At 37.9% G+C, this 24,968-nt stretch carries 24 protein-coding genes; 6 read left to right on the forward strand and 18 right to left on the reverse strand.

Annotation, left to right across the window (positions count from 1 at the left end; translation table 11 throughout):
- Nucleotides 1–2: 2 nt before the first annotated feature.
- The 4 genes from MMB68_RS17395 to MMB68_RS17410 all read right to left on the reverse strand — a co-directional run bounded on the left by MMB68_RS17395 (nucleotide 3) and on the right by MMB68_RS17410 (nucleotide 2,834).
- On the reverse strand, nucleotides 3–911 hold the full coding sequence (locus tag MMB68_RS17395; RefSeq protein WP_221785513.1) for an RluA family pseudouridine synthase: 909 nt from the start codon (nucleotides 909–911) through the stop codon (nucleotides 3–5).
- A gap of 14 nt (nucleotides 912–925) precedes the next feature.
- The gene (locus tag MMB68_RS17400; protein WP_025749877.1) at nucleotides 926–1,723 is read right to left on the reverse strand and encodes an NAD kinase; all 798 of its coding nucleotides are present in this window, start codon (nucleotides 1,721–1,723) and stop codon (nucleotides 926–928) included.
- Between the two features lie 61 nt (nucleotides 1,724–1,784).
- On the reverse strand, nucleotides 1,785–2,420 hold the full coding sequence (yjbM, locus tag MMB68_RS17405) for a GTP diphosphokinase (RefSeq protein ID WP_014461566.1): 636 nt from the start codon (nucleotides 2,418–2,420) through the stop codon (nucleotides 1,785–1,787).
- 27 nt (nucleotides 2,421–2,447) lie between these two features.
- Nucleotides 2,448–2,834 carry a UPF0738 family protein gene (locus tag MMB68_RS17410; protein WP_028407485.1) on the reverse strand — a complete coding sequence of 129 codons (387 nt, stop codon included), beginning with the start codon at nucleotides 2,832–2,834 and terminating at the stop codon, nucleotides 2,448–2,450.
- A gap of 216 nt (nucleotides 2,835–3,050) precedes the next feature.
- On the opposite strand from MMB68_RS17410, the gene MMB68_RS17415 reads away from it, so the two are divergent.
- The 4 genes from MMB68_RS17415 (at nucleotide 3,051) to MMB68_RS17430 (ending at nucleotide 5,901) form a co-directional block, all read left to right on the forward strand.
- A complete protein-coding gene (locus MMB68_RS17415; RefSeq protein ID WP_221785514.1) occupies nucleotides 3,051–3,641 on the forward strand; it encodes a CYTH domain-containing protein in 591 nt (196 codons plus the stop codon).
- Between the two features lie 4 nt (nucleotides 3,642–3,645).
- Nucleotides 3,646–4,326, forward strand: coding sequence for a lytic transglycosylase domain-containing protein (locus MMB68_RS17420; protein ID WP_221785515.1), 681 nt, complete (start codon nucleotides 3,646–3,648; stop codon nucleotides 4,324–4,326).
- A gap of 286 nt (nucleotides 4,327–4,612) precedes the next feature.
- Entirely contained in the window at nucleotides 4,613–5,023 is a 411-nt protein-coding gene (locus MMB68_RS17425) for a globin domain-containing protein (protein ID WP_013055433.1), read from the forward strand.
- 26 nt (nucleotides 5,024–5,049) lie between these two features.
- On the forward strand, nucleotides 5,050–5,901 hold the full coding sequence (locus tag MMB68_RS17430) for a ClpXP adapter SpxH family protein (protein ID WP_013055432.1): 852 nt from the start codon (nucleotides 5,050–5,052) through the stop codon (nucleotides 5,899–5,901).
- Nucleotides 5,902–6,406: 505 nt separating this feature from the next.
- On the opposite strand, the gene pepF is transcribed toward MMB68_RS17430, so the two are convergent.
- The 4 genes from pepF to mecA form a co-directional block, all read right to left on the reverse strand.
- Entirely contained in the window at nucleotides 6,407–8,224 is a 1,818-nt protein-coding gene (pepF, locus tag MMB68_RS17435; RefSeq protein WP_221785517.1) for an oligoendopeptidase F, read from the reverse strand.
- Between the two features lie 163 nt (nucleotides 8,225–8,387).
- The gene (locus MMB68_RS17440) at nucleotides 8,388–9,569 is read right to left on the reverse strand and encodes a competence protein CoiA (RefSeq protein WP_221785518.1); all 1,182 of its coding nucleotides are present in this window, start codon (nucleotides 9,567–9,569) and stop codon (nucleotides 8,388–8,390) included.
- A 119-nt stretch (nucleotides 9,570–9,688) separates the two neighbouring features.
- A complete protein-coding gene (cls, locus tag MMB68_RS17445; protein ID WP_221785519.1) occupies nucleotides 9,689–11,206 on the reverse strand; it encodes a cardiolipin synthase in 1,518 nt (505 codons plus the stop codon).
- A gap of 216 nt (nucleotides 11,207–11,422) precedes the next feature.
- A complete protein-coding gene (gene mecA / locus MMB68_RS17450) occupies nucleotides 11,423–12,103 on the reverse strand; it encodes an adaptor protein MecA (protein ID WP_013055427.1) in 681 nt (226 codons plus the stop codon).
- Between the two features lie 360 nt (nucleotides 12,104–12,463).
- On the opposite strand from mecA, the gene MMB68_RS17455 reads away from it, so the two are divergent.
- On the forward strand, nucleotides 12,464–13,129 hold the full coding sequence (locus tag MMB68_RS17455) for a TerC family protein (RefSeq protein WP_277549213.1): 666 nt from the start codon (nucleotides 12,464–12,466) through the stop codon (nucleotides 13,127–13,129).
- A 96-nt stretch (nucleotides 13,130–13,225) separates the two neighbouring features.
- Here MMB68_RS17455 and madM read toward each other — a convergent pair whose 3' ends face one another.
- From madM to MMB68_RS17485, 6 genes are all read right to left on the reverse strand, one after another.
- On the reverse strand, nucleotides 13,226–13,987 hold the full coding sequence (gene madM, locus MMB68_RS17460; protein WP_028407477.1) for a malonate transporter subunit MadM: 762 nt from the start codon (nucleotides 13,985–13,987) through the stop codon (nucleotides 13,226–13,228).
- The gene (gene madL / locus MMB68_RS17465) at nucleotides 13,984–14,397 is read right to left on the reverse strand and encodes a malonate transporter subunit MadL (protein ID WP_013055424.1); all 414 of its coding nucleotides are present in this window, start codon (nucleotides 14,395–14,397) and stop codon (nucleotides 13,984–13,986) included. The genes madM and madL overlap by 4 nt, the downstream gene beginning before the upstream one ends.
- 195 nt (nucleotides 14,398–14,592) lie before the next feature.
- The gene (locus MMB68_RS17470; protein ID WP_221785520.1) at nucleotides 14,593–15,489 is read right to left on the reverse strand and encodes a LysR family transcriptional regulator; all 897 of its coding nucleotides are present in this window, start codon (nucleotides 15,487–15,489) and stop codon (nucleotides 14,593–14,595) included.
- A 201-nt stretch (nucleotides 15,490–15,690) separates the two neighbouring features.
- Nucleotides 15,691–16,089, reverse strand: coding sequence for a transcriptional regulator SpxA (gene spxA / locus MMB68_RS17475; RefSeq protein WP_013055422.1), 399 nt, complete (start codon nucleotides 16,087–16,089; stop codon nucleotides 15,691–15,693).
- Nucleotides 16,090–16,507: 418 nt separating this feature from the next.
- Nucleotides 16,508–17,911: an amino acid permease gene (locus MMB68_RS17480; protein ID WP_013081760.1), complete on the reverse strand. Its 1,404-nt coding sequence runs from the start codon at nucleotides 17,909–17,911 to the stop codon at nucleotides 16,508–16,510.
- Between the two features lie 499 nt (nucleotides 17,912–18,410).
- On the reverse strand, nucleotides 18,411–19,775 hold the full coding sequence (locus tag MMB68_RS17485; RefSeq protein ID WP_221785521.1) for an amino acid permease: 1,365 nt from the start codon (nucleotides 19,773–19,775) through the stop codon (nucleotides 18,411–18,413).
- A 445-nt stretch (nucleotides 19,776–20,220) separates the two neighbouring features.
- Here MMB68_RS17485 and MMB68_RS17490 point away from each other — a divergent pair, with 445 nt between their 5' ends.
- On the forward strand, nucleotides 20,221–20,796 hold the full coding sequence (locus MMB68_RS17490) for a GNAT family N-acetyltransferase (RefSeq protein ID WP_277549214.1): 576 nt from the start codon (nucleotides 20,221–20,223) through the stop codon (nucleotides 20,794–20,796).
- A 281-nt stretch (nucleotides 20,797–21,077) separates the two neighbouring features.
- Here the strand turns inward: MMB68_RS17490 and MMB68_RS17495 are convergent, their stop codons facing one another.
- From MMB68_RS17495 to MMB68_RS17510, 4 genes are read right to left on the reverse strand one after another with little or no spacing between them, the layout of a single operon-like run.
- On the reverse strand, nucleotides 21,078–21,995 hold the full coding sequence (locus MMB68_RS17495; protein ID WP_074679255.1) for an ABC transporter ATP-binding protein: 918 nt from the start codon (nucleotides 21,993–21,995) through the stop codon (nucleotides 21,078–21,080).
- A 1-nt stretch (nucleotide 21,996) separates the two neighbouring features.
- Nucleotides 21,997–23,067, reverse strand: a complete 1,071-nt coding sequence (locus MMB68_RS17500; protein WP_014461584.1) for an ABC transporter ATP-binding protein — start codon at nucleotides 23,065–23,067, stop codon at nucleotides 21,997–21,999.
- A 14-nt stretch (nucleotides 23,068–23,081) separates the two neighbouring features.
- Nucleotides 23,082–24,008 carry an ABC transporter permease gene (locus MMB68_RS17505; RefSeq protein WP_013055416.1) on the reverse strand — a complete coding sequence of 309 codons (927 nt, stop codon included), beginning with the start codon at nucleotides 24,006–24,008 and terminating at the stop codon, nucleotides 23,082–23,084.
- Nucleotides 24,009–24,010: 2 nt separating this feature from the next.
- Nucleotides 24,011–24,946, reverse strand: a complete 936-nt coding sequence (locus tag MMB68_RS17510) for an ABC transporter permease (RefSeq protein ID WP_013055415.1) — start codon at nucleotides 24,944–24,946, stop codon at nucleotides 24,011–24,013.
- Nucleotides 24,947–24,968: the final 22 nt, after the last annotated feature.

Below are 24,968 nucleotides of genomic sequence, written 5' to 3' on the forward strand. Positions count from 1 at the left end.
TATTAAAAAAAGCGACTTTCTTTTACGATTTGAAGTTTCTGCATATCCGGCGGCAAAGGTGCTGTAAAAGACAAAGTTTTTTGTAAAAAAGGATGAAAAAAAGTGAGCTCATAGCTGTGAAGAGCTTGACGAGAAATAAGATGATTCGTTCCGCCATATAAGGTATCTCCAAGCAGTGGATATCCTTTATAAGCCATATGAACACGAATTTGGTGAGTTCTCCCCGTCTCAAGCGAAAGAGCAACTTCTGTAAAAGAAGAATACTGACAAAGCGCCGTATAGTGTGTAATAGCACACTGCCCATCTTCTCTTACTTCCCGTTCGATGATACTTGACTCTTTTCGGCCAATCGGTGCCTCTATCGTTTCTTTGCCAACAAGCTTACCATGAACAAAAGCTCGGTACACGCGTTTAATTTCATGTTCTTTTTGTGCTTTAGAGAATAAGTAATGAACGTGCCTATGTTTAGCGACAATAAGCAGCCCAGATGTGTCTCGGTCCAATCTATTTACAAGATGAACAGTCGAGTTAATGTTATTTTTCTCATAATAATAGAGCACAGCATTACTTAGTGACCACGTGAGATGTTCTCGAGAAGGTATACTTGGCATGTTTGGCTGCTTATTCAAAACTAAAATATACTCATCTTCGTATACAATATCCAAAGGTATAGCTTTAGGAAGAAGACTTTCACTTGCTTTTTCTGGTGGAAACGCCACCTTGATTTCGTCACCTTTTTGCAGAATATATCGAACCGTTGCATGCTTTCCATTTACTTCAATTGCTCCTCCTCTGAACTTAATGTCCGTCAGAGAAGCTTTGGAAATATCATGTTCTTTTAAAAATTCACGAACCGCTACACCCTCGAAAGAATTATCTACGGTCCAACTCAACGTAAAAACTTGTTTCATTCTCTTCCCTGCCTTTAATCATCACATACAAAAGAGTCTCTGACACGCTGCCAGAAAGGAAACGCACGAAAGCGAGCAAATCGAATTTTTTCGCTTGCTACCCGAAATTGAATCGACTTTACATCTTTATGTAAAAGAGTTAAATGATCAATGGTAATTTGGAAGTCTGCGTCGTTGACAGGCTTTAACAGCGCTGTATGATGTCCAGGAAGAACCAATGGAGAACCTATCGTACGGAACACTCGATTGTTAATAGAAGCCATTTCAGCAATTTGAATAGCTTGAAGCGAAGGATGTAAAATCGCGCCTCCCAGGGATTTGTTATAAGCTGTACTTCCCGAGGGAGTGGATACGCAAAGGCCGTCTCCTCGGAATGTCTCAAATCGCTGCCCTTTAATTTCCACATCCATTACTAAAGAACCTTCTACACTTTTTACCGTACATTCATTCAGAGCTAAGTATCGAGCTTCGCGTCCACCGTTTGTGTAGCGAATAATCACTTCGAGCAGTGGATACTCTACAGTCTGATAGGGTGTCTTTGCAATAGCAATCACCAGCTTCTCAATCTCATCAGGTGTCCAATCTGCGTAAAAACCTAAATGGCCGGTATGAACCCCAATAAAAGCCGTCTTGTCAAGTCGATTTCGATAGCGGTGAAACGCATAGAGAAGCGTTCCATCCCCTCCTACTGACACTACAATATCAGGCTGGTTTTCATCATATTCTAAATGAAAATCTAATAAATACGTTTTCATTTTTTGCATAAGCGTATTTGATATTTGGTTGCCTTTTGATGTAATAGCAAATTTTATTTTCTCCACCTAATTCTCTCCCCCTATCCATCCAATGTACAAAGCTGTTGCTGAGTCATACCTAAGATTCTTCCGCCGATTCTTTTTTTCGTGAGAAAATAGCCTGAGCTTCTTGAATCTCACCTCGTATTTGAGACATTTCTTCATCGAGCTGAGTAGCCGCTTCAGAAGCACGCTGAAGTCGCTTTTTGATATTCTCAGGAAATTTCCCGCTGTACTTATAATTTAAAGAATGCTCAATTGTAGCCCAAAAATTCATAGCCAGTGTACGAATTTGAATTTCCACTAAAATTTTCTTTTCACCTTTAATTGTTTGAACAGGATAACATACGACCACATGATATGAACGATAGCCGCTTTCTTTTTTATGAAGAATATAATCTCTTTCTTCAATCAATTCAAAGTCTGTGCGCTGACGCAGGAGCTCTACGACCGCTTTAATATCGTCCGTAAATTGACACATCATACGGAGTCCCGCAATGTCCTGCATCTCTTCCTCTAAGCGATCGAGAGAAATTCCTTTTCGAGTCGCTTTATCCAAAATACTGGCGATAGGCTTTACTCGTCCCGTCACGAACTCAATAGGTGAATGCGTAGACTTCATATCATACTGTGAACGAATTCCTTTTAATTTCACCTTAAGTTCTTCAACGGCTTGTTTATACGGTGCTAAAAATAAATCCCAATGCCTGATCATTAATAACACCCCCCTCTTTTCTCTCTATTACTTATTTTCTTTATCTAAAAAAACTTCCTCTACTCTTGCTACCATCTCGTCTCCATAATTCACATTTCCTTCGATGTTACTGATGAGATAAGACAGCTCTTCTTTAACGGCTGATAGCTCAATTACTTCCTTATTAATTTCTAAAAATACTTTCATATCTTTATGTAAGACGTGCTTTAAATTTGCCCAAATATTATCACTAAGGCCAACATACATAAATTGATCATTAATATCTACAACATATACAAATGACATGTTATCTGAGTCAACAAGCATTTGTTTTGTATCTTCCAATTGTTCAATTTTCGTCTCAATAGGGTCTGCTTTTAAATGTAATTCATTTGATTTCATCACACAGGTAGTGATGTCAATTCGATTGTGCATAAATAAACTCCTTCCAACTATACAATTCGTTACTATTTTAACACATTCCAGGAACGTTTAATAAAGGTAAAACCTAAACAATCCGTATTTCTTCATTTTCCAAGTTCCCCATATGGATATTCCTGTTAGGAAATGTAGTTTTACTGTCTTAAAAAGTGTGATAAATTAAGATGGAAAGTACCTTACCAAAAGACCTAAATTAAAAGGATGATTTCATTGAAACAAGAAATTGAAATTGAATTTAAAAATATAGTAACGAAAGAAGAGTTTGATCGTCTCCGCTCACACTTTCAATTAACTGAAGATCAGTTTGGTTCTCAAGAAAATCACTATTTTGATACACCTGCTTTCTCATTAAAAGACTGCGGGGCTGCCCTGCGAATTCGAAGCAAAAAAGATAAGTTCGTTCTCACGCTCAAACAGCCTCATCAAGAGGGTCTTTTAGAAACACATGAAGCATTAACAAATGAACAAGCTAAAGAATTGCTAGATGGCAGCGCCAAGATTCCGTCAACAATTCAACAGCTTATTACTGATTTACAAGTTGATAGCCATGCGCTAACTTATTTTGGGACTTTGCGTACAAGTCGAGCAGAAATTCCATATAAAAACGGGTTACTTGTACTCGATCATAGCTTTTATCTAGGTGCTGAGGATTATGAACTTGAATACGAAGTAACCGATGCCAATGAAGGAGCAAAATATTTTGAGCAATTGCTTACGGAGCTTGATATTAAAAAGAAACCAACGGAAAACAAAATTCGACGGTTTTACAAGCGAAAGTATACGTTAATGGATGGAGAATAAATTTATGAGCATGAATATTAACAATTACATGTCTTCCGTTCAATTTCCTGGAACTCAGCCACTTTCAGTTAACAACCAGCTGCCAACAGCTAACGTGATGCTTGGTACAGCTTTACTCTCTGTATTTGCTCAGCTTTTTCAAGACTACGTCAATCAAGAACCTCAAATGAGTACCAATCTTTACTTGAAATCAGCGCAGATGTTTCCATCTACGGCGGTCCAAATGCAGTCCGAGCCATCTGTTTCTTCCTCAGGTGAGGCAGCAGCTTCAAATGCTGCCTTACCTGCACAAACAAAAGAAACGGTATCTCATGATGTACAAACGATCATTACAGAAGCAGCTGCACACTATCAGCTGGACCCTAAACTTATTCGTTCTGTTATTAAACAAGAATCAAACTTTAATCCATCTGCCAAAAGTTCTGTAGGAGCGGCTGGGCTTATGCAGCTAATGCCAGCAACCGCTAAAGCTCTTGGTGTAGAAGATCCGTACGACTCCAAACAAAATGTATTTGGAGGAGCCAAATATCTTCGACAAATGTTAGATAAATACAACGGAAACGTGAAATTAGCGTTGGCAGCCTATAATGCTGGACCAGGTAATGTCGATAAATACGGCGGAGTACCTCCTTTTCAAGAAACGCAAAAATATGTAAATAAAATTATGTCTTCTTATCTTGTGTAAAGGAGCCAAATCATTCGCCACTCGAACATGGAATGGCTATAGTTTGTCGAGGTTACACTATATAAATAGAAGGAAACGTTTGTGAAAGTATTCCTTTGTTTCTCATAATTAGTGATTCGCCACAGCATGATAGACTTTTCTTATGTAAAATTCCACTTTATCTCTTTTCCAATAGAAGAAGTAAGCGGATAGTTTGAGTTAACGAAATGACACTGCTAAAATTAAGGAAAGTAAAAAACACCAAAGAGTTAAGACGTATATTTCTTATAACAAAGGAGTTATCAACATGAGAGAAAAAATCCACTCCCCTTACGAATTATTAGGCGGTGAACATACGATTTCAAAACTTGTTGATGCTTTTTATACACGCGTTGGACAACATCCTGAGCTCGCGCCAATTTTTCCTGATGATTTAACAGAAACAGCACGAAAGCAAAAGCAATTTTTGACACAATATTTAGGAGGGCCTTCGTTATACACTGAAGAGCATGGTCACCCTATGCTGAGAGCTAGGCATCTTCCTTTTGAAATTACACCGTCAAGAGCCAAAGCCTGGCTGACGTGTATGCATGAAGCAATGGACGAAATTAATTTAGAAGGCCCTGAGAGAGATGAACTTTATCATCGTCTTATTTTAACTGCCCAACACATGATTAATTCACCGGAACAGACAGATGAGAAAGGATTTTCACATTGAGTAACCTAAATAGCCAATACCCATCCTTGCATCAGCTTTGTCAAGGTTCAAATAAAAAACCGCTTGAAATCTATGTATTTGTTGACCCTCTTTGCCCGGAATGCTGGGCACTCGAGCCTATTCTAAAGAAGTTACAAATAGAATATGGTCAGCTGTTATCCCTCAAGCATGTGCTTGGCGGAAACTTACAGCAATTAAATATTGGAGCACAGCAGAAATTTGAACATATTGCAAAATCGTGGGAGAAAACTGGAAGCCGCTCCGGTATGTCATGTGACGGCAATCTGTGGCTTGAAAACCCAATCGATACTCCTTACGCTGCATCAATTGCGATTAAAGCGGCTGGTCTGCAAGGAAAGAAACAGGGCATTCGCTTTTTGAGAAGACTTCAAGAAGTAGTATTTTTAGAAAAACAAAATGTTACAGAAGAATCTGTTCTAATACAATGTGCAAAACATGTGGGGCTAGATGTTAATGAATTTGTAAAAGATTTGCATTCAGATTACGCTGCGAAAGCCTTTCAATGTGATTTAAAAATCACGTCGGAAATGGATGTCGATGAGATTCCAACTCTTGTGTTCTTCAACGAGAAAGTTGAAGAAGAAGGCATTAAGATATCAGGATACTATTCGTACGAAACATATGTACACATTATTAAAGAGATGTTAGAAATTGACCCAGATCCAGCTTGTCTTCCGCCTCTTCGTTCATTTTTAAGCTATTTTCAATTTGTTGCTTCAAAAGAAGTTGCAGTTGTGTATGGTTTATCATTAGAAGAGGCTGAAAAAGAATTGAAAAAACTTCAGCTTCAGCAAGTGGTTGAGAGAGTTCCTGTCAAATACGGAACCTTTTGGAGAAGTACTGAAAAGAGCTGTTAATCATTACATGTTGATGCTTATCCTAAGCATCAACTAAACAAAAAAGACTTGGCTTTCGCCAAGTCTTTTCGTTTGTCTTAAGACAACAAGGGGATGGGAGAAATTTTTCACGGTCAAACAAAGGGGTATATGTTTGTTTTGTGATAAACTTCACGATTAATACTATAGCAAATTATGTCGACTTTTGGCAACCCCTTTTTTCAATTTTATTCACTTTTTTATAAAAAAACTTCATAAACAGCCAGATTCACTCATATAGTACAACCAATTATGCTTTTAATAGAGGTGTTAACTATGAAAATTGCTGGAATTACTCTAGGGGTTGTTATTCTTTTGTTTTCTTTTTTATTCTATATTTTATCTCTTATGCAGCTTGTTCCTCTCCTTATCGCAGGCCCTCTCTTATTTTTAGCTATTCTTATTATTTTTACATTGCTTAACAATCACAACAAGTTTCGAGGATTTAAAAAATGAAGCAGGATACAGCTCCTGCTTCATTTTAATTTTATTGATTTAATAAACGTTCCATTTCCGTTAACTTCTCTTCAAATACGGCTAGCGCTTCTTCAATAGGCTGAGATGTTGTCATGTCCACCCCTGCCTTTTTCAGCACTTCAATTGGATAATCAGAGCTTCCTGACTTTAAGAAACCTACATAGCGCTCAACAGCTGCATCTCCTTCTTCAAGGATTTGCTTGCTTAATGCTGCTGCTGCACTGAATCCTGTAGCATATTGATAAACGTAGTAATTGTAGTAAAAATGCGGGATACGAGCCCATTCTAACCCAATCTCTTCGTCAATTACTAAGTTGTCTCCAAAATACTTTTTATTTAAGTCATAATACAATTTTGTTAACAATTCAGGTGTAAGCGGCTCTCCGTTTTGAGCACGCACGTGCACATCGTGCTCAAATTCAGCAAACATCGTTTGACGGAATACCGTACCGCGGAACCCTTCTAAATAATGGTTAAGCAAGTACAAGCGCTGCTTTTCATCATCAATTGTTTTTAGTAAATAATCGTTTAGAAGCGCTTCATTACACGTGGAAGCTACTTCTGCCACGAAAATTGAATAATCTCCGTAAGGATATGGCTGCGTTTTTCTTGTGTAATAACTGTGTACAGAATGGCCAAATTCATGGGCTAGTGTAAACAAGTTATTTACATTATCCTGCCAGTTCATTAAGATATAAGGATTGGTACCGTACGTTCCTGAAGAATACGCACCGCTTCGCTTGCCTTTGTTCTCATGAACGTCTACCCAACGATTTTCAAATCCTTCTTTTAACACATTAAGGTAGTCTTCACCTAGTGGTTTCAGACCTTTTAAAATATAATCTTTTGCTTCTTCATAGGTTACTTCCATTTTTACGTCTTTTACTAAAGGCGTATAGAGATCATACATATGAAGCTCTTCAATTCCCAATACTTTCTTACGTAAATCAATATATCGATGCAACAAATGCAAATTATCGTTCACTGTTTTAACTAAGTTATCGTATACTTCTTCTGGAATATTATTTGTGCTAAGAGCTGAGTGACGAGCTGAATTATAGTGACGAACGCGGGCGCTAAAATTATCTTTCTTCACCGTGCCGCTTAATGTACTTGCAAACGTATTTTTAAATTTACCGTACGTTTCGTACACCGCTTTAAACGCTTCTTCTCGTACGCGGCGATCGCTGCTTTCTAGGAAACGAATATAGCGTCCGTGCGTAATTTCTACTTCTTCTCCATTTTCGTCTTTAATGGAAGGGAATTCTAAATCTGCGTTATTTAGCATTCCAAACGTGTTGCTTGAAGATCCTAGCACTTCAGAAGCCTGAGCAAGAAGCGCTTCTTCGCTTTCTGATAAAATATGCGGACGCTCGCGAGTAATTTCATCTAATGCATGAGCATATAACTTTAGCTCTTTATGTTCCCCCATGTATTGTTTAATTTTTGATTCTTCAATAGACAAAATTTCTGGTGTTACATACGATAGTGCACTTGCAATTTGGGTATAAAGTGTTTTGATACGATCATTTAACCCTTGATAAAAAGAGTTAGTGGTATCTTGATCGTAGCGCATATGAGCATATGTATAAAGTTTACTAACGCGCATTGTGAGCTCGTCTTGCTCTTGAAGAGCGTCGTATAAAGTTTGAGCGGACTCTCCAAGTTTCCCTTTGAATTTTTCCATTTGCGGAATAAGAGCTTTTACTTCTTCAAATTCTTTTTCCCATGCGTCATCTGAAGCAAAAATATCCTCTAGTTTCCACGTATCTTCTACTTTTATCTCGCTTCTACTTGGTAACTTTTTTACTTTTGATTGTTCACTCATGGTCATCCCTCCATCTTTTTCTACCTGTCTATAACTGTTCGCTTTTTCTAAGACGAATCCTTTTTATTTCTTTCGTTATTGTATGTTGTTTTAAAAGAATTAATCAAAAGTCAGTACGCTTTTGAAAAAAGGCTTCTTTCTTAAGCGTACTGATTTTCAGTGGTTATGTCACTTCTTTTGCTTGATTTAACCACCTTTTCATCATTTGTCCATCTTCTAAAAAAGCATCAGATGTTTGCTTTGGAATCGTGTAGGGCCTTCTGATTTTGTATACCCCAGAAGTTATATACGTTAGCATCCCTAGCCGGCATAACACCTCTATATACTCAAACAGGGGCTGTTCCACAGCAACAGGGGCCATTGGCAAAGACCGAAATATAATATGCCTCTTATGAATTCTGCAGAGCCATAGCCGGCATAACTCTTGTTCTGTAACTAAATCCCCTACTTGCTTCTGCTGCATTAAATCAAGAAGCAGCCACGTTTGCCATATAGTAGCAGACGTTTCAACCATGTATAAAGAAGGCAGCGGCATGCCTGCTTCTGCTGGAATATGGGAGGGAGGAATATTGTTTTCATAAAGAGCGTGTAAAAAAGGCTGAAGCTTCTGATTAGGATAGAGGATATAATGCGTTCGCCATGCCTTCTTTTTCTTTATCCATGAAGAGAAAAATTGAGGTTGTGTATGTGTAGAAAAAAGATCATGAAAGGTATGCTCGTGAGGAGAGAGCACGACAAGCTGTGCATAACAAATCTGAGACGAAAAAGGAATAAGATGTTCAAGTTTCAACAGTTGATTAGTAGAAGGTGAAAAATAAAGAAGTGTGGGCGTATAATCGGAAACAGTAAGAAACTGCCACTCTTGAAAAGAAAGTTGATACATATAAGTGGATAAGCGCTTCATTCTTTTTGCCCCCATAATCCAAAGGGGCATATAATTTCCTTTCTCATAATGAATAGAACGTTTGGTTAGCACTGAGGAAGATAAGGAAGCACATTGAAATTCGATTGCATATTTTTGCGAGGGCGTATCTACAAGGAGATCTGGACGCTGCATAATGTCAGGAAGATAACTTTCTAACTCGACTTCAAGATGAGAACTAAACCAGTGAAACAGCTTTCGTTTTCCGTCGAGATGATAATCTGTTTCACCTTCATGCTGAGCGACGCACGTTTTTTTCAGGTGAGCAAAATGAGGGATTTTTTTTGTACCTACCTTTAACTGTACAGGGGATTGACAAGAGGGACAGTAGAACTGCTTTTCTTTTTTCCACAGCTTAAGCTGTTCAAGCGAAAAGCGCTGAGCTAGTGAAATGAGGCCTTCTTCTGTTTGGGCAACTAACAATCGTACATTTCTCCTTCCTATAGTAGCGAGCTATATCCTTGTATTCGACACCTTTCTACTAAACCCTTTTCTTTCAGAAAAAAACCACATTGCAGCATACACAATGTGGTTTACAGCGATTATAATAGCGGTGAAAGCAAACGGGCCGTTGATTCAAATAGCCGCTGTATAAATGGCCGCTTTTCAAAGTCTTTAAAGTGAAGCTCACTCGTTTCTTCTAAATCTTGCATATATTCATATACGAGCTTTTGGGTACTAGCTGTGCGATATAAAAAAGCATTTACTTCAAAATTCAAATGAAAGCTTCTCATGTCCATGTTAGCTGTTCCAATAGAGGCAATTTCTCTATCAACAATCACAATTTTGCTGTGCATAAATCCTTTTTTATACTCGTAAATTTTCACACCTGCTTCTAGCAGCTCAGGAAAATAAGAGCGTGATGCATGAAAAACAATTTTTTTATCGGGCTTCTGAGGTACAAGAAGCCTTACATCTATACCGCTTAGAGCAGCTACTTTGAGAGAAGTAAAAATATCTTCATCAGGTATGAAGTAAGGAGAAGCAATCCAAATGGACTCTTTCGCAGACGTAATCATCGAAAAAAATAAGTGTTTAATAATTTCCCACTCACGGTCTGGTCCGCCAGCAATCATTTGAACACCGCCGCACTTTTCCATATCAATGTCAATTAAATCCGGCGACAGATACGTTTGAGTAAGCATCGTCTGACCTGTCATATAATACCAGTCTTGCAAGAAAATAAGCTGCAATGAACGGACTGCCTCACCCTTCACCATCAAATGGGTATCTCTCCAAAAGCCAAAATGCCGACTTTTCCCGAGATATTCATCACCAATGTTCAAACCTCCTACAAATCCAATTGTTCCATCAATGACTACAATTTTACGATGATTACGGAAGTTGATTTTATTATTAAGAAATGGAAGTCTGACCGGCAAGAACGGAATCATTTCTACGCCCGCGTTTCTTAACTCGTGAATATAATGCGGTGAAAGCTGAAAACTGCCCACGGCATCATACAAGAAACGTACATAAACTCCTTCTTGTACTTTCTGAATTAAAATATCTTTAATTTGTTCTCCTAAGTGATCATGTCGTACGATGTAATACTCTAAGTGGATATGATGCCTTGCATGCTTTAATGATTCCATAATTTCGTGAAACGTCTCTTTTCCATTCGTCAATGCGCGCGTATCTGATGAAAAAGAAATTGGACTCTTTCCAAGCCTGACGGCTAGCTTCAGCATTTGCTTTCTACTGGTGCCCAACTGTTCAAAGTGATTTTCTAATACACCGGAATCTCTTTCCATCTTTAAAAGCACCTGTTCATCCAGCTTTGCTTTTTTAGCAAATAAACGCCGTTTTCGCGTATTGCGTCCAAATAACAAATAAAAAAAGAACCCTATTACCGGGAAACCGCCTAATACTACGAGCCACGTTAGCGTTTGAGTTGGATGACGGTTTTCTAATGAAATAACAAGACCGATGAAAACAACACTAATCGTAATTAAGATACTTAGCACGCCAATAAATTTACCGTCCCAATACCCTTTTGTAAAATAAAGCAAAGCAATAATACCAATAACAAAAATTAAAAGCTGTAATCTATTTTTCAACTTGTTTTCACCTATCCTAAAACCAATCTTTCATCATTAACAACGGACCCATGTACCGTTATTATCCTCAAACTGGGAATTTTAACCCTACACTTTTCTCGTTCAGAAACTAGTTTCCTTCTTTCTCCACTTATGTTCGTTTCATACAAGCAGAGAGCTTTTCCCAAAATGAAGACAAAACAAAGACCGATTTCATATACATGAAATCGGCTGCTATTATCGTAAAGGAAAATACTGTTTTACTTGTTCAAGTGCATTTTCACTGATTAATTCTTTTCCATATTCCATTAAACGATGAACTGTTACATTTGATTCATTTGCATATTCTAAAATGATACTTAAAATGTTATCAATTTCAGCTACAAAATCTTCATCATCTGTAAACTCAACGTATAAATAATATTTCCCTTCAAACACGTACATGCTGTTGATGATATCATCTAACTCTAAATGGTGACTTAAGGAAATTAAATGTTCTAAGTCTTGAAAGCGTGCGACGAACTGTAGCCCTTCGTCTTCTATAATTTCTTCTTCAAAATCAGCTTTTTTATTTTGATTCGCTTGATGATCAAGCAACGCTTCAATTTTTCCATCTACAGGGATATCGATTTTATCATTTTCACCAACAGGTACTTCGAACTTTTGACCGTCTTTTGAAACTTGTGCTCTTGTTACAATAACCTCTAGCCCCTTCTCAAGCGCATGTACTTGAATCCAAAGAGGACCTTCTGCTACAAACTCTTCTTCTTGATGAATTTCGTCCATCATCTCCCAGAATAGCTCTTCACTGCGCTCTCGGCTAAACCAAATTTCATTGCGATCAAATCCACGTTCTTCAATATCTACGTAAGTGACAAAGAATTTTACTGTGTTTTCATTAATGCGTTCGATTTCCATTATCATCTCTCCCTTCGGAAAAATCAGTGAAGGTAATCCGGCCATTTCGAACATTACCCCTAAACGATGAAGGGACTATTTTACCCCCGTGTTAAAGCAATATTACATGTACTTTCTCACTTTGTAAAGCATTCTAACTTGGGATATACAAGCATACACTATTTGAGTGAACCTTGTATATCTATTTTATGACAAAATGCGAAAGAAAGGAAATAAAAAATACTCTGACAACTCATAGCCACCTTACACCTTACTTTGTTATATACATAATCTCTTTACCCTATGAACGCTTTTTTTTAAAAGTGAACACAGATAAAGCAATATGAGCTACTTATCCTTACATATTGGGAGGGAAGACTATTGGATTTAGAATTAATAACCTCCATTCTTCTTATTATCGGTATCGATATTGTATTAGGTGGAGACAACGCTATTGTTATTGCCTTAGCAAGCCGCAACTTACCTGAATATCAGCGAAATAAAGCTATTTTTTTAGGGACTGGCTTAGCTGTGATCGTTCGCATTGTACTTACTATTTTAGCTGTTTATTTACTAACTATTCCTTACTTGCAGCTCATCGGCGGTTTTTTATTAGTGATCATTGCCTTTAAGCTTCTTGTATCAGAAGGTGATGATGCATCTTCAATCCGTGCAGGTGTGACATTAGGGGCCGCTGTAAGAACGATTGTATTTGCTGATATTGTAATGGGACTAGATAATGTAATAGCTGTAGCAGGCGCAGCTCATGGAAATATTATCTTGGTTGTTACCGGATTACTCGTATCCGTCCCCATTATTGTTTGGGGAAGCAAGCTCATTTTGTATTTGATGGAGCGATTTCCCCTGCTCGTTTATGGTGGGGCAGCTATTTTAGCTTATACTGCTGGAAATATGATTGGGCATGAAAAGAACTTACATTCATTCTTTACAGACCATACATCTCTAGGAACATTTATTCCGTTTATAACAATTGCTGTCGTGCTGATAAGCGGCATGGTTGTTAATAGCTTTCGTTCAACTAAATGATAAAGAAAAGGCCATACTAAACATTTTTATTTAGTATGGCCTTTTCTTTAGTTTAATGAGCACAGCAGTCTTTTATTCATAAAACACTTTGTACACTTAAAAAATAATCTCTGTGAGTAAAAAAAGAATAGATGGTACGAGTAAGCAACCAAGACCTGTATAAAATGTAGCTGTCATGGCTCCGTAAGGTACAAGTTTTACATCTGTTGCGGCTAAACCAGCTGCTACACCGCTCGTCGTCCCCATAACTCCTCCATAGATCATTGCTGTACGAGGGTTGTTTAATTTGATTTTCTTAGCAAATACCGGTGTTAAAATCATAACTGAAATGGATTTAATTAATCCTACAGCTATACTTAACGCGATAATATCAGAAGAGGCCCCAATCGCAGTTCCAGAAACCGGCCCCACAATATAGGTCACGGCTCCTCCTCCGATTGTGGTCAAAGCAACGGGATCTCTATATCCAAAACAAAGAGCAATAATTACACCTATTACAAAGGAATAGAAAACCCCAAAAAACAAGGCCGTAATCCCGCTGATTCCCGTTTTTTTGACTTCGCTAAAATTGGCACCGAACGCAGTAGCAATAATGGCAAAATCTCGCAGCATCCCTCCGCCCATTAAACCAATTCCTGAAAATAACTGTATATCAGAAATTCCTTTCTCTCCTCCTGTGTTCACTCCACCGATATAAGCAAGGATTAATCCAAACATAATAGCAATAGCAGATCCGTGAACTCTTCCTTTTGTTAATTTATCTGATAAAAAGTAAGCAATATACATGACAATCCCAATAATAGCAAATGCCGTAATCAGCCCGTTATTTTCTAATCCTTCTTTGATCATATTCATCATTTGATCTGCTCCTTAGGTAAAATAGAAAGCTCTATTTCTTGTTCTTTCACCTTCGCTTTCTCTCCTATTCTGCTGATAAATGGTATGGATAAAAAGCCTACTACGACTACTACCACCCCTGCAAGAAGCGCCATGCCTCCTCCATCAAGAGCAGCTACAACATTTTGCTGTGCAGACATTGCTACCACGATAGGAATATAAATACCTCCCCAAAAAGCAATGCCTTCTTCGGATTTTACTTGGAGTTTATTTTTCTTCTTTAAATAATCCACCGCTAGTACAAGAAGAAGCATGGATACCCCTACTCCTCCAACGTTGGCTTCTACTCCCATCAGCCCTCCTAATGCGTCCCCTACAATTACCCCTATCAACATGCAAATAGATAGCAGTGCTACACCGAAGATTATCATATTACTTCCTCCCCACTCCATCATTGAAAACGTTTACTTTATAGTTTAAAAATAGTGTAAAGGAAAGAAGTTGAATAACCTATGCATTTTTAGTTATATACTTATATCAAAAATGACATAATGCAGTTTTTCTCTACTGTTCACTTTAGATTTATTCGAAAAAGAAATAAAAATCATGACATTTAGTCATGATTTTTATATGTATTCATGAGACATACCGGAGGGTAAATGTTTAAAATAATCGATCACAAACTGCCTGAAGATTTGTTGTAAATCCGTCACATAGCCTCCATTGTTCCAAGCTAAAAAGATAGTACGTTCAAATGTTTCCTCTTCAATTTTCAGCAGTTTTACATCTTTGCCTGTAGAACCTCCCCAAGTTACTTCAGGAATAAAACCTATTCCTTGCTTCGCTCTAATCAAACCTCTCACTGTTGCTGGGTCATCGCTTTCAAACGTAATTTGAGGTGCAAAATTCTGTTCCTTACAAATTACATCCGTTATTTTCCTTAGCTCTTTTCCTTTCTTTAGCACAATGAATTTCTCATTTTTAAGTTCATTTAACTTTACACGTGATTGCTTGGCTAAAGGATGATCAAGAGGCACTGCAAGCAAAATCGATTCACGAAGCAAAGGAGTATGTTCGATCTGACGGGTTGTTAATGGAAAAGCTGAAATACATAAATCAAAATCAGGCTGTGAATTAGAATTAGTCAAGTGCTGCATCAATCGAAAACGCACCTGAGGATATTGCTCACGAAATCTGCTTAATAGCTCTGGAAGTAAATGTGAACTAGCTAATACAACAAGACGAATTTCTTCACATGGATCGTTCGACATATCCTTTAGCTCGTGCTTTGCGTCTTCCAATGTTTTTAAAGCAAGTTCTACTTTGGCACAGAATGCTTTACCATACCGATTTAATTTAATGTATTTACCATTTCGATCAAATAAACGAATGCCTAGCTCTTTTTCTAACTGTGAAATCGTTTTGCTGAGTGCAGGCTGAGATACGTATAGCTCTTCGGCCGCTTTACTGATATGTTCTAGTCTAGCAACTACTTGGAAATATTTTAGCTGTAAAAGCTCCACTCCGTTCACCACCACTTTTATATGTTTAGTTACTCTCTTTCTTTACTAATTACATATATACTTCATTTTCCCTGCTATTTCGACAAAAAATAAGCAGCAGGGAGCCACTAGCTCCCTGCTGCTTATTTTTTATATACCAACTTCAAGCAAACGTTACTTGGTTGGTTTCGTATTTAAATCTTAAACAGACAAATATAAAAATTAACCATTCACAAGTCTTTGAGCTTCGCGAAGTTGGAAAGTACGCACTTTACGTGGTAAGAAACGACGGATCTCGTCTTCATTGTAACCAACTTGTAGACGTTTTTCATCAATGATAATCGGACGGCGCAATAGGCCAGGATTTTGCTGAATTAATTCATACAAATCTTGCAAAGGCATAGCGTCTACCTGAACGTCTAGTTTTTGGAAAGTTTTCGAACGTGTTGAAATGATTTCATCTGTTCCATCTTCTGTCATACGTAAAATTTCTTTAATCTCGTCGATTGATAACGGCTCTGAAAAGATATTACGCTCTGTATATCCAATATCATTTTCCTCTAACCAAGCTTTCGCTTTACGACAAGATGTACAACTTGGTGATGTATATAATGTAACCATTTACTCCTTCACTCCTTCTATCATAATCGGTCATAACATTTAAAACATGAACTGTAAATCATGTTGTTTTATACAAACTTCAACGAGTGTAAATATTTAATGACTGATAATGAAAATCGATACTACTTTATAATTACTTTTAAAAAATAATATCTATTTGCATTATACTATAAACTTCATCGGAATGATATACTTTTTGAAGTGAACTAGTACATTAGTTCGTTCCTTCACTGTCATTATTTTCATTGCCGATTTTCTTCATTATTTATTTACCACACTACTATTACGAATAAACCTGTAGATTAGTTTCATTTTTTTATTATTTTTTTCTTTCACAAATTCCTCAAATTTTTCAGTCACTAAAAAAGCCTTGCAGAAGAACTGACTTTTCTGCAAAGCTTTTGAGATAACCTCTTATTTATTTAATAGCTGATGTGCTTTTTCCTCGTCTCATTAAGATAGGATACAGTAACAGCCCGATTACAAATAAGCCAATACCTAAGAAAAATGTTTTTAAATCAGCTGTCCCTGTCTTAATCACCCAAAGTGAATAAATAAGTGCTAACGAGGCAATGATTCCGTCTTTTACTCGCGATCCTTTAATCGTGTCGTACGTCTCACCCGTCACAATAAGCTTTAATTGATAAACTGTCGTCACGAAATAAGGAACTAAATAAGCGAGAGTAGCTACAACAATAGCGAAATTATAGGCTTGCGAAACTGTACCTGAAATAGTCGCAAACAAAAACAACTGTGTTAAGCCATTTGTTAATGTTAGTGAGCGGGCTGGACTATTGTTCTGATTTGTTTTAGCAAACCACTGTGGAAACAACCCTGATTTTGCTGCTTGATAAGGGACTTCTGCACTAACAACAATCCATCCAACAGTAGAACCTAATAAAGAAATAAGTGCTAAAATGGCCATTACGTAAGCACCTTTATGTCCAATCACCATTTCTAACGTATCTACCAAAGGTTTTTGAGACTGCTGAAGCTGAGCTGTTGAAAGAATCCCCATAGCTAGAAGCGTAATCCCCACATAGATAACCATTGAGATCAATAATCCAAGCAGAGTTGCTTTCTTCACTACTTTTTGTGATTTTGCACGGTTAGATAGCAGTACAGCCGATTCAATTCCGATAAACGCCCACAGCGTAGCAATGGCTGCCCCATTGACCTGACTTCCTAACCCTACATTTATACCTTTTGAATTAACAAATTCTGTACTGACCAGGTTGGATGCGCTAAATAGCGATAGCGCCACAACAATAAATAAACCGAATCCAATAATTTTAGCTGCCGTTGTGATAAAATTAATATTACCGGCGCTATTGATATCTCGCTGCAAAATAGCTTGAATTCCCCATAGGACAATAGAACATACTAAAAACGTAATGAATTTTCCAGCTTCTAATTGAAAATTTCCAACTGAAAATAAAATATCCTTACTCTCCATTACTGGAAAGAACGTTGTTAAATATCCCGCAAACGATATGATGACAGATGCTGTTGCAGCCCAGTTGGCTGCCCAGTAGCCCCAAGCCATGCTATACCCTGCTACTTTACCTGCTTTAGGCGATGAAAAAAGATTCGCTGCATAACTTTGAGGCCCTCCTTTTAATTCGGGCTTTCTCATGACTAAGTTCCCGAATACAAGAGCAATCATGAATACACCAAGACCTGTTGCAATCCAAGCAAGTGTTGAACCGACTGGACTTGATACGTTTGCTAAGTTAGAAGGAAGCATAAATACTCCGCCGCCTACCATATTACCAACTACAAAGGCTGTTAAAAACCAAAGTCCCCATTTTTTATCTTTCATTTGCTGTGTCTCCTTTTGCTTTCTAAAAGCTTAAACTTTTGAGATAGAAAGCTCGATGCTAATCTATTAACACGTAAAAATTATTTGTTTCTTCATTCATCTCTTCATTTGTTTAACAATATAATATATTAGCACACTAAAGCAAAAAGTGAAATAATAAATCCTTCATTTTCTTTTGGAAAAAAATGCGGCTGGGACACAACTAGATCAATCTAAAGATGAACAAATGGGATATATGAGTTCGTATGAATCACGCTTGTTACACCGCTGTTGATTTCCGTAGAAGACTTCGCTTTCCGCGAGCGGCCGGCGAGCCTCCTCGTTGCTTCCGCTCCTGCAGGGTCTCGCTTTTCCCTAGGAGTCTTCGCCTTGCCCTGCATACAGTAAACCTATGTTCACCATCACCATAAAAAAATCCGAACAAGTTGGATTCTTAATCAAGAATTCAACTTGTTCGGATCTTTCTTCAACGAAACTATTTTTGTCCGAGCTTTATTTTTTACCTTTTATGAAAACCTTTTGAATAGTAGACAACAACCAATAAAACAAACCATACCGGACCTACAATAAGGGCTATTCTTGTATCAGAGGAAAAACCCATCACCACTACTACTCCCGCTAAGAAGGCAAGAGAGAGATATGACGTATACGGGAAAAACGGAAGCTTATATTTTAAATCACTTACCTGCTGATCGCTTAATCTCTTGCGGAAGCGAATTTGAGAAAGTAAAATAATTCCCCATGTCCAAATCGCTCCGATAGTAGCAATACTTGTCACCCACGTGAACACCTTATCAGGAACAACATAGTTTAAGCCAACTCCGAGTAGCAGTACAACAGCTGAAGCAATAACTGCTGCACCAGGCACGCCGCCTTTTGTTAAGTTGGCATAGCGTTTTGGAGCTTCCCCGTGCTGAGCTAAATTAAATAACATACGGCCTGTACTAAAAATTCCACTGTTACAAGAAGATAAAGCCGCTGTTAACACTACAAAGTTTATAATCCCTGCTGCAGCGGGAATTCCAGCTTTATCAAAGGTTAAAACAAATGGGCTTCCTTGTGTTCCGATCTCTGGCCAAGGATAAATAGACATAATAACAAACAAAGCTCCGATGTAAAAAATCAAAATTCTCCACAGTACATTATCAATTGCTTTTGTTAATGTCTTTTCTGGATTTTTCACCTCTCCTGCTGTTACCCCAATCATTTCAATACCAAGGTAAGCAAACATAACCATTTGAAGTGATAAAAGAACACCTTTCATACCATTCGGGAAAAAGCCCCCGTGATTCCATAAATTACTGATCCCTGTTGCTATACCGCCATTTCCAATTCCAAAGATAATCATGCCTAGTCCAAGCACAATCATAAGGATAATCGTTACTACTTTAATAAGAGAAAACCAAAACTCTAGTTCGCCATATGCTTTTACAGCTAAAAAGTTAACCCCTGTCATGATAACGAGTGCTGCAAGTGCCCATATCCACTGAGGTACACCCGGGAACCAAAACTCCATATATACTCCAACAGCTGTAATTTCAGCCATACATGTAATAATCCACATAAACCAGTAGTTCCAGCCTGTTAAATAACCAGCAAGTGGCCCCAAATAGTCGTTAGCATACTTACTAAAAGAACCGGCTACTGGATTTTGTACGGCCATTTCACCTAGCGCTCTCATAATAAAAAACATAATAAGACCACTGATTCCATACATGATAAGAATACCAGGACCCGCTAACCGAATAGCGGATGCAGAACCTAAAAACAGTCCAACTCCGATAGCTGCACCTAAAGACATTAAGCTAATATGTCTTTCCTCAAGTCCACGGCTTAATTCTTTTTCTTGCGTGTTCCCTTGCATAATTCTCTCTCCTAACATGTCCATTTCATTTAATAGCGGCTAATTGTGTAGCATTACGTTATTTTTCAGCCAAATAATTCCAGAGATTGTATGTACTAAAAATCTGATGCTGCAAGTTCCAAACCTGCACTTTTACCGCTATTACATCTATAAAATACAATATTAAAAAAACTTCACTTTGTTCATTTTATCAAAAATCACAAAAAATGCGATAGTTTTTTGTGTTTTTCACAAATAAACTTACGATTTAAATATAATTAAACTTATTTTTACCATTATATGTTCTTATACCACTATAATTATTTAATTATTGTGAATAATCTATCTTTTTTCGGTCTATATTTTCAATTATAGATGCTTACTTTTCCCTAAAAAGGGTAAAGATAAGATAACTGTTTAAACACTATTATGAACATCATCATGAAAAGATCAGTAGGAGGGTGCTATGAATTGGTACGAAAAACTCAGTCAATATTTTCCCATTGAAGAAATGAAATCAAAGAAGCATATCGAAACGCTTTTACAAGAACGCAGCGATATTTATCATAAAAATGAAGGACCTCATCACGTATTAATGTACGTGGAAACAGACCAATTTATCTTTATTGATTACCTCTTTGTTTCAAAAGACGCTCGAGGTCAAGGGCTTGGCGGTAAATTAATTGATGAGTTAAAACAGCATAACAAACCAATTATCTTAGAAGTAGAGCCTGTAGACTATAAAGATTCAGACTCAACAAAACGACTGCATTTTTATAAACGTGCAGACTTTAAGCACGCTCAAACAATTGGCTATAACCGCCGGTCATTAGCTACAAATGAAATTAACCAGATGGAAATTCTATATTGGTCTCCTACCTCTGAAACAGAGGAAAGCATTTTAAATAAAATGAAAAAAACGTACGAGTTAATTCATACGTACAAAGACAAAGAAATATACGGTGCGTCCTATCAGCCAGCAGATCAAGTACTAAAAATTGATAAGAATCGTAAAGACGGCGATATCTTAGCAGATTTATAAAAAGAAGGTAGACATGCGTCTACCTTCTTTTTATATTTTTGAATTATTATTCATAACACAACATTATTAATCAATTATATTCCTTTAGTTATAAGGTTTATACATAGATATTTTGTCTTAAATATAAAATTCTGAAAATTTTTAATAGTATTTTTCAATCCTTTACTGTATAATACCTGTAAAGCGCTAATGTTACTTGTTCTTACATATTTTTTGCAACTTGAAGCTTAGTGTTCTTTGATAATTAAATAAAAAACGACCTCGTTGTGAGATCGTTTTTGTTATGTTGTATATGTGGCAAACTCTGCTTGAGAACAAGACACGTAGTGACCTGGAGATACTTCTCTAAGCTCCGGTTCTTCACCGTTATAGTCATGGATACTTGGATCATAAATTTTGCGCTGACGTGTTTTTTCACTGTCAGGATCGGGAAGCGGAATAGCTGAAAGCAACGCTTTTGTATATGGATGAACAGGGTTTCGATAAAGTTCATCACTTGGTGCAAGCTCTACAATCTTACCTCTGTACATAACGCCGATGCGGTCACTGATGTATTTTACCATTGACAAATCATGGGCGATAAATAAATATGTTAGTCCACGTTCACGCTGTAACTTCTTCATTAAGTTAACAACTTGAGCTTGTATAGATACGTCCAAAGCTGAGATTGGTTCATCTGCGATGATAAAATCAGGTTCTACTGCCAGTGCTCTTGCGATACCAATACGCTGACGCTGGCCGCCACTAAACTCATGTGGATAGCGATTGGCATGTTCTTTGTTAAGCCCCACTGTTTCAAGAAGCTCGTGAACCTTTGCCATACGCTCCTTTTTGGTCTTGGCTAAGCCGTGAATATCAATGCCTTCTGCAATGATATCTGCTACGGTCATACGAGGGTTAAGCGACGCATATGGATCTTGGAAAATCATTTGCATTTTACGATTGAATTTTTTAAGCTCTGAGCGAGATTTACGACCATGTACATTTTCACCATTGAACAGCACCTCACCGCTAGTAGCATTGTATAAACGAATAATCGTTCTGCCTGTTGTTGACTTTCCGCAACCAGATTCACCTACAAGCCCTAATGTCTCTCCGCGGAAGATGTCAAACGTCAGACCATCAACTGCTTTAATTGTCCCTTTGCTTGTGAAAAAATGTTGCTTTAACCCTTTAATCTCTAATAATTTATCTGTCATATTATTCACCATCCTTCGCTACGAGTACAGGTGTGCTGTATACATTATCAACTTTACGCATGCGGCGCTGAACTGAAGCAGGCGGCTCTACTTTTGGTGCATCTGGATGTAACAGCCATGTTTTCGCATAGTGCGTATCAGATATTTTGAACATTGGAGGTTCTTGCTCAAAATCAATTTTCATTGCGTATGGATTTCGCGCTGCAAATGCATCTCCCTTTGGAGGGTTCGTTAAGTCAGGCGGTGTTCCAGGAATAGCAGCCAGCTCTTCTTCTGCCTCGTTATCTAAACTTGGCATAGAGGCTAGCAGTCCCCACGTATATGGATGTTTTGGATCGTAAAACACTTCATCCACTGTGCCCATTTCGACAATTTGACCAGCGTACATAACGGCTACTCGATCGGCTACGTTCGCTACTACACCAAGATCATGGGTAATAAAGATAATAGATGTATCCGTTTTTTTCTGAATGTCTTTCATCAACTCTAAAATTTGAGCTTGAATTGTTACATCCAGCGCCGTTGTTGGTTCATCAGCGATCAAGAGCTTCGGATTAGAAGCAAGAGCCATTGCAATGACAACACGCTGTCTCATCCCGCCGCTGAATTCATGCGGATATTGATTCACACGCTGTTCTGGAAACGGAATGCCTACAAGCGTTAATAACTCGACTGCACGCTTTTTTGCTTCCGCTTTAGATACTTTAGAATGCTTGATTACGACTTCACCAATTTGAGCTCCAACTTTCATCGTTGGATTTAAAGAAGTCATTGGATCTTGGAAGATCATACCGATATCTTTACCGCGAATAGCTTCCATTTCTTTATCCGTTTTCTTTGCTAAATCAATGCCGTCAAACAGCATTTCACCACTTTTAATTTGGCCAGGAGGCATCGGAATAAGGCGCATGATCGTTTGTGAAGTTACACTTTTACCAGATCCTGATTCACCAACAATTGCTAGTGTTTCACCTTTATTTAAGTGGAAGTTAACGCCGCGAACAGCTTGAACTTCTCCGCCATATGTTTTAAAGGATACAGCTAAATTCTTTACTTCTAATAAACGTGACATATGAGTTCACTTCCTTACTTACGTAGTTTTGGATCTAACGCATCTCGTAATCCATCACCAATTACGTTGAACGCTAAGATTGTTAAACAGATAAACAAACCTGGGAAAAATAAGCGCCAAGGATAGTATTCCAAAGCAGGTAAGCCCTCTGAAGCCATTGTTCCCCAGCTTGCAAGCGGCGCTGGAACACCTAGTCCCAAGTAGCTTAAAAACGCTTCTGTAAAGATTGCTGAAGGAATCGTTAGGGTCATTGTTACTAAAATTGGACCTGTTGCATTAGGAATAAGATGTTTAAATAAAATACGTTTTGTTGTTGCTCCTAATGTTTGTGAAGCCATTACGTATTCTTGGTTTTTCAATTGTAAAACTTGTCCACGCACAATACGTGCCATGTTAATCCAGCCGGTAATGGTCATTGCCAAAATCATTGTACCCAATCCCTGGCCAAGCATAACCATTAAAATAATAACCAGTAAAAGGTAAGGAACACCGTATAAGATATCCGCAACACGCATCATTGTTTCATCTGTACGTCCACCGCGGTATCCAGAGATGCTTCCCCAAACTACGCCGATGAATAAATCAATTAAAGCTGCTGCTAACCCGATAAATAATGAAATACGAGCGCCTTCCCACGTACGAGCAAACACATCGCGCCCTAATTCATCTGTGCCGAACCAGTGCTCAGAAGATGGTGCCTGATTGGCATTTAATAAATCATTGGTTGCATAATCGTATTTCACCATCAATGGACCAAATATCGCCATAAAAACAAGGAGAACCATTAGTACTACACCAAACATAGCAAGCTTATTTTTGCGAAAACGAATAAAAACATCTTGCCAGAACGAAAGACTCGGTTTTTCAATCTTTTCTGCCTGAGCGCGGTCAATCCCTGCTGTTTCAAACATTTCTTTAGGAATTTTCGGAAGTTGCTGCATAGTTACTCTCCTTTCTTAGCACCTGTAAGTTTAATTCGAGGGTCAATGAAGCCGTATGCAATATCTACAAGCAAGATACAAAAAAGTAGTAAAATACTGTAGAACACCGTTACGCCCATAATCGTTGTATAATCTCGGTTTGAGATACTGAGTACAAAGTGTGAACCTAATCCCGGGATACCGAATATTTTTTCAATAACAAAGCTACCCGTTAAAATCCCTGCTACTAAAGGTCCCATATAGGATACGACTGGAAGCATTGCATTTCTCATGGCGTGTTTAACTGTAATAACGCCTCTGCTTAAACCTTTTGCTTTCGCTGTACGAATATAATCATTGCTTAATACTTCCAGCATACTCGAACGAGTTAATCGTGCGATAAACGCCATAGGGGTTGAAGCAAGCGCGAGAGCTGGTAACACCGTGTGTGCCCAAGATTCCCAGCGTGCAACCGGAAAAATTTGTAGTTTCATAGCCAGAACGTATTGTAATACCGCTGCCATGATAAAACTCGGAACTGAGATTCCTAGAACTGCAATAACCATCGCCGTGTAATCTTGCCACTTATTATGTTTTAAAGCAGCAATAACACCAAGTACTACACCAATAGCAATTGCTATTAAAATAGCTTCCATCCCTAGCATGAATGAAACAGGGAATCCGCCGTTAATCAAATCATTTACCGTTTGGCCTTTATATTTGAAAGATGGACCAAAATCCCACTTTAAAATTGATGTTAAATAATCAAAGTACTGATGGTACCAAGGCTGGTCTAAACCGTAATACTGATTTAGATTTTTTTGAATTTCAGGGGGAAGCTGCTTTTCTGATGTGAATGGACCTCCTGGAACAGCACGCATTAAGAAAAAGGTCGCTGTTACGATCAGCCATAATGATAGAAACATATAAATAAGTCGTTTTCCTATATATTTGAACACCCTGACACACCTCCATATTTTT

This window comes from Priestia sp. Y58, assembly GCF_029522095.1.
GTDB lineage: Bacteria > Bacillota > Bacilli > Bacillales > Bacillaceae_H > Priestia > Priestia megaterium_E.

Excerpts from the sequence above, each read along its gene's own strand:
- MMB68_RS17500 (WP_014461584.1), bottom strand. The coding sequence starts at position 23,067 with ATGTCACGTTTATTAGAAGTAAAGAATTTAGCTGTATCCTTTAAAACA.
- MMB68_RS17480 (WP_013081760.1), bottom strand. The coding sequence starts at position 17,911 with ATGAAAGATAAAAAATGGGGACTTTGGTTTTTAACAGCCTTTGTAGTT.
- MMB68_RS17485 (WP_221785521.1), bottom strand. The coding sequence starts at position 19,775 with ATGCAAGGGAACACGCAAGAAAAAGAATTAAGCCGTGGACTTGAGGAA.
- MMB68_RS17490 (WP_277549214.1), top strand. The coding sequence starts at position 20,221 with ATGAATTGGTACGAAAAACTCAGTCAATATTTTCCCATTGAAGAAATG.
- spxA (WP_013055422.1), bottom strand. The coding sequence starts at position 16,089 with ATGGTTACATTATATACATCACCAAGTTGTACATCTTGTCGTAAAGCG.
- MMB68_RS17395 (WP_221785513.1), bottom strand. The coding sequence starts at position 911 with ATGAAACAAGTTTTTACGTTGAGTTGGACCGTAGATAATTCTTTCGAG.
- madL (WP_013055424.1), bottom strand. The coding sequence starts at position 14,397 with ATGATAATCTTCGGTGTAGCACTGCTATCTATTTGCATGTTGATAGGG.
- MMB68_RS17495 (WP_074679255.1), bottom strand. The coding sequence starts at position 21,995 with ATGACAGATAAATTATTAGAGATTAAAGGGTTAAAGCAACATTTTTTC.
- MMB68_RS17425 (WP_013055433.1), top strand. The coding sequence starts at position 4,613 with ATGAGAGAAAAAATCCACTCCCCTTACGAATTATTAGGCGGTGAACAT.
- pepF (WP_221785517.1), bottom strand. The coding sequence starts at position 8,224 with ATGAGTGAACAATCAAAAGTAAAAAAGTTACCAAGTAGAAGCGAGATA.
- MMB68_RS17420 (WP_221785515.1), top strand. The coding sequence starts at position 3,646 with ATGAGCATGAATATTAACAATTACATGTCTTCCGTTCAATTTCCTGGA.
- yjbM (WP_014461566.1), bottom strand. The coding sequence starts at position 2,420 with ATGATCAGGCATTGGGATTTATTTTTAGCACCGTATAAACAAGCCGTT.
- madM (WP_028407477.1), bottom strand. The coding sequence starts at position 13,987 with ATGATGAATATGATCAAAGAAGGATTAGAAAATAACGGGCTGATTACG.
- MMB68_RS17410 (WP_028407485.1), bottom strand. The coding sequence starts at position 2,834 with ATGCACAATCGAATTGACATCACTACCTGTGTGATGAAATCAAATGAA.
- mecA (WP_013055427.1), bottom strand. The coding sequence starts at position 12,103 with ATGGAAATCGAACGCATTAATGAAAACACAGTAAAATTCTTTGTCACT.
- MMB68_RS17505 (WP_013055416.1), bottom strand. The coding sequence starts at position 24,008 with ATGCAGCAACTTCCGAAAATTCCTAAAGAAATGTTTGAAACAGCAGGG.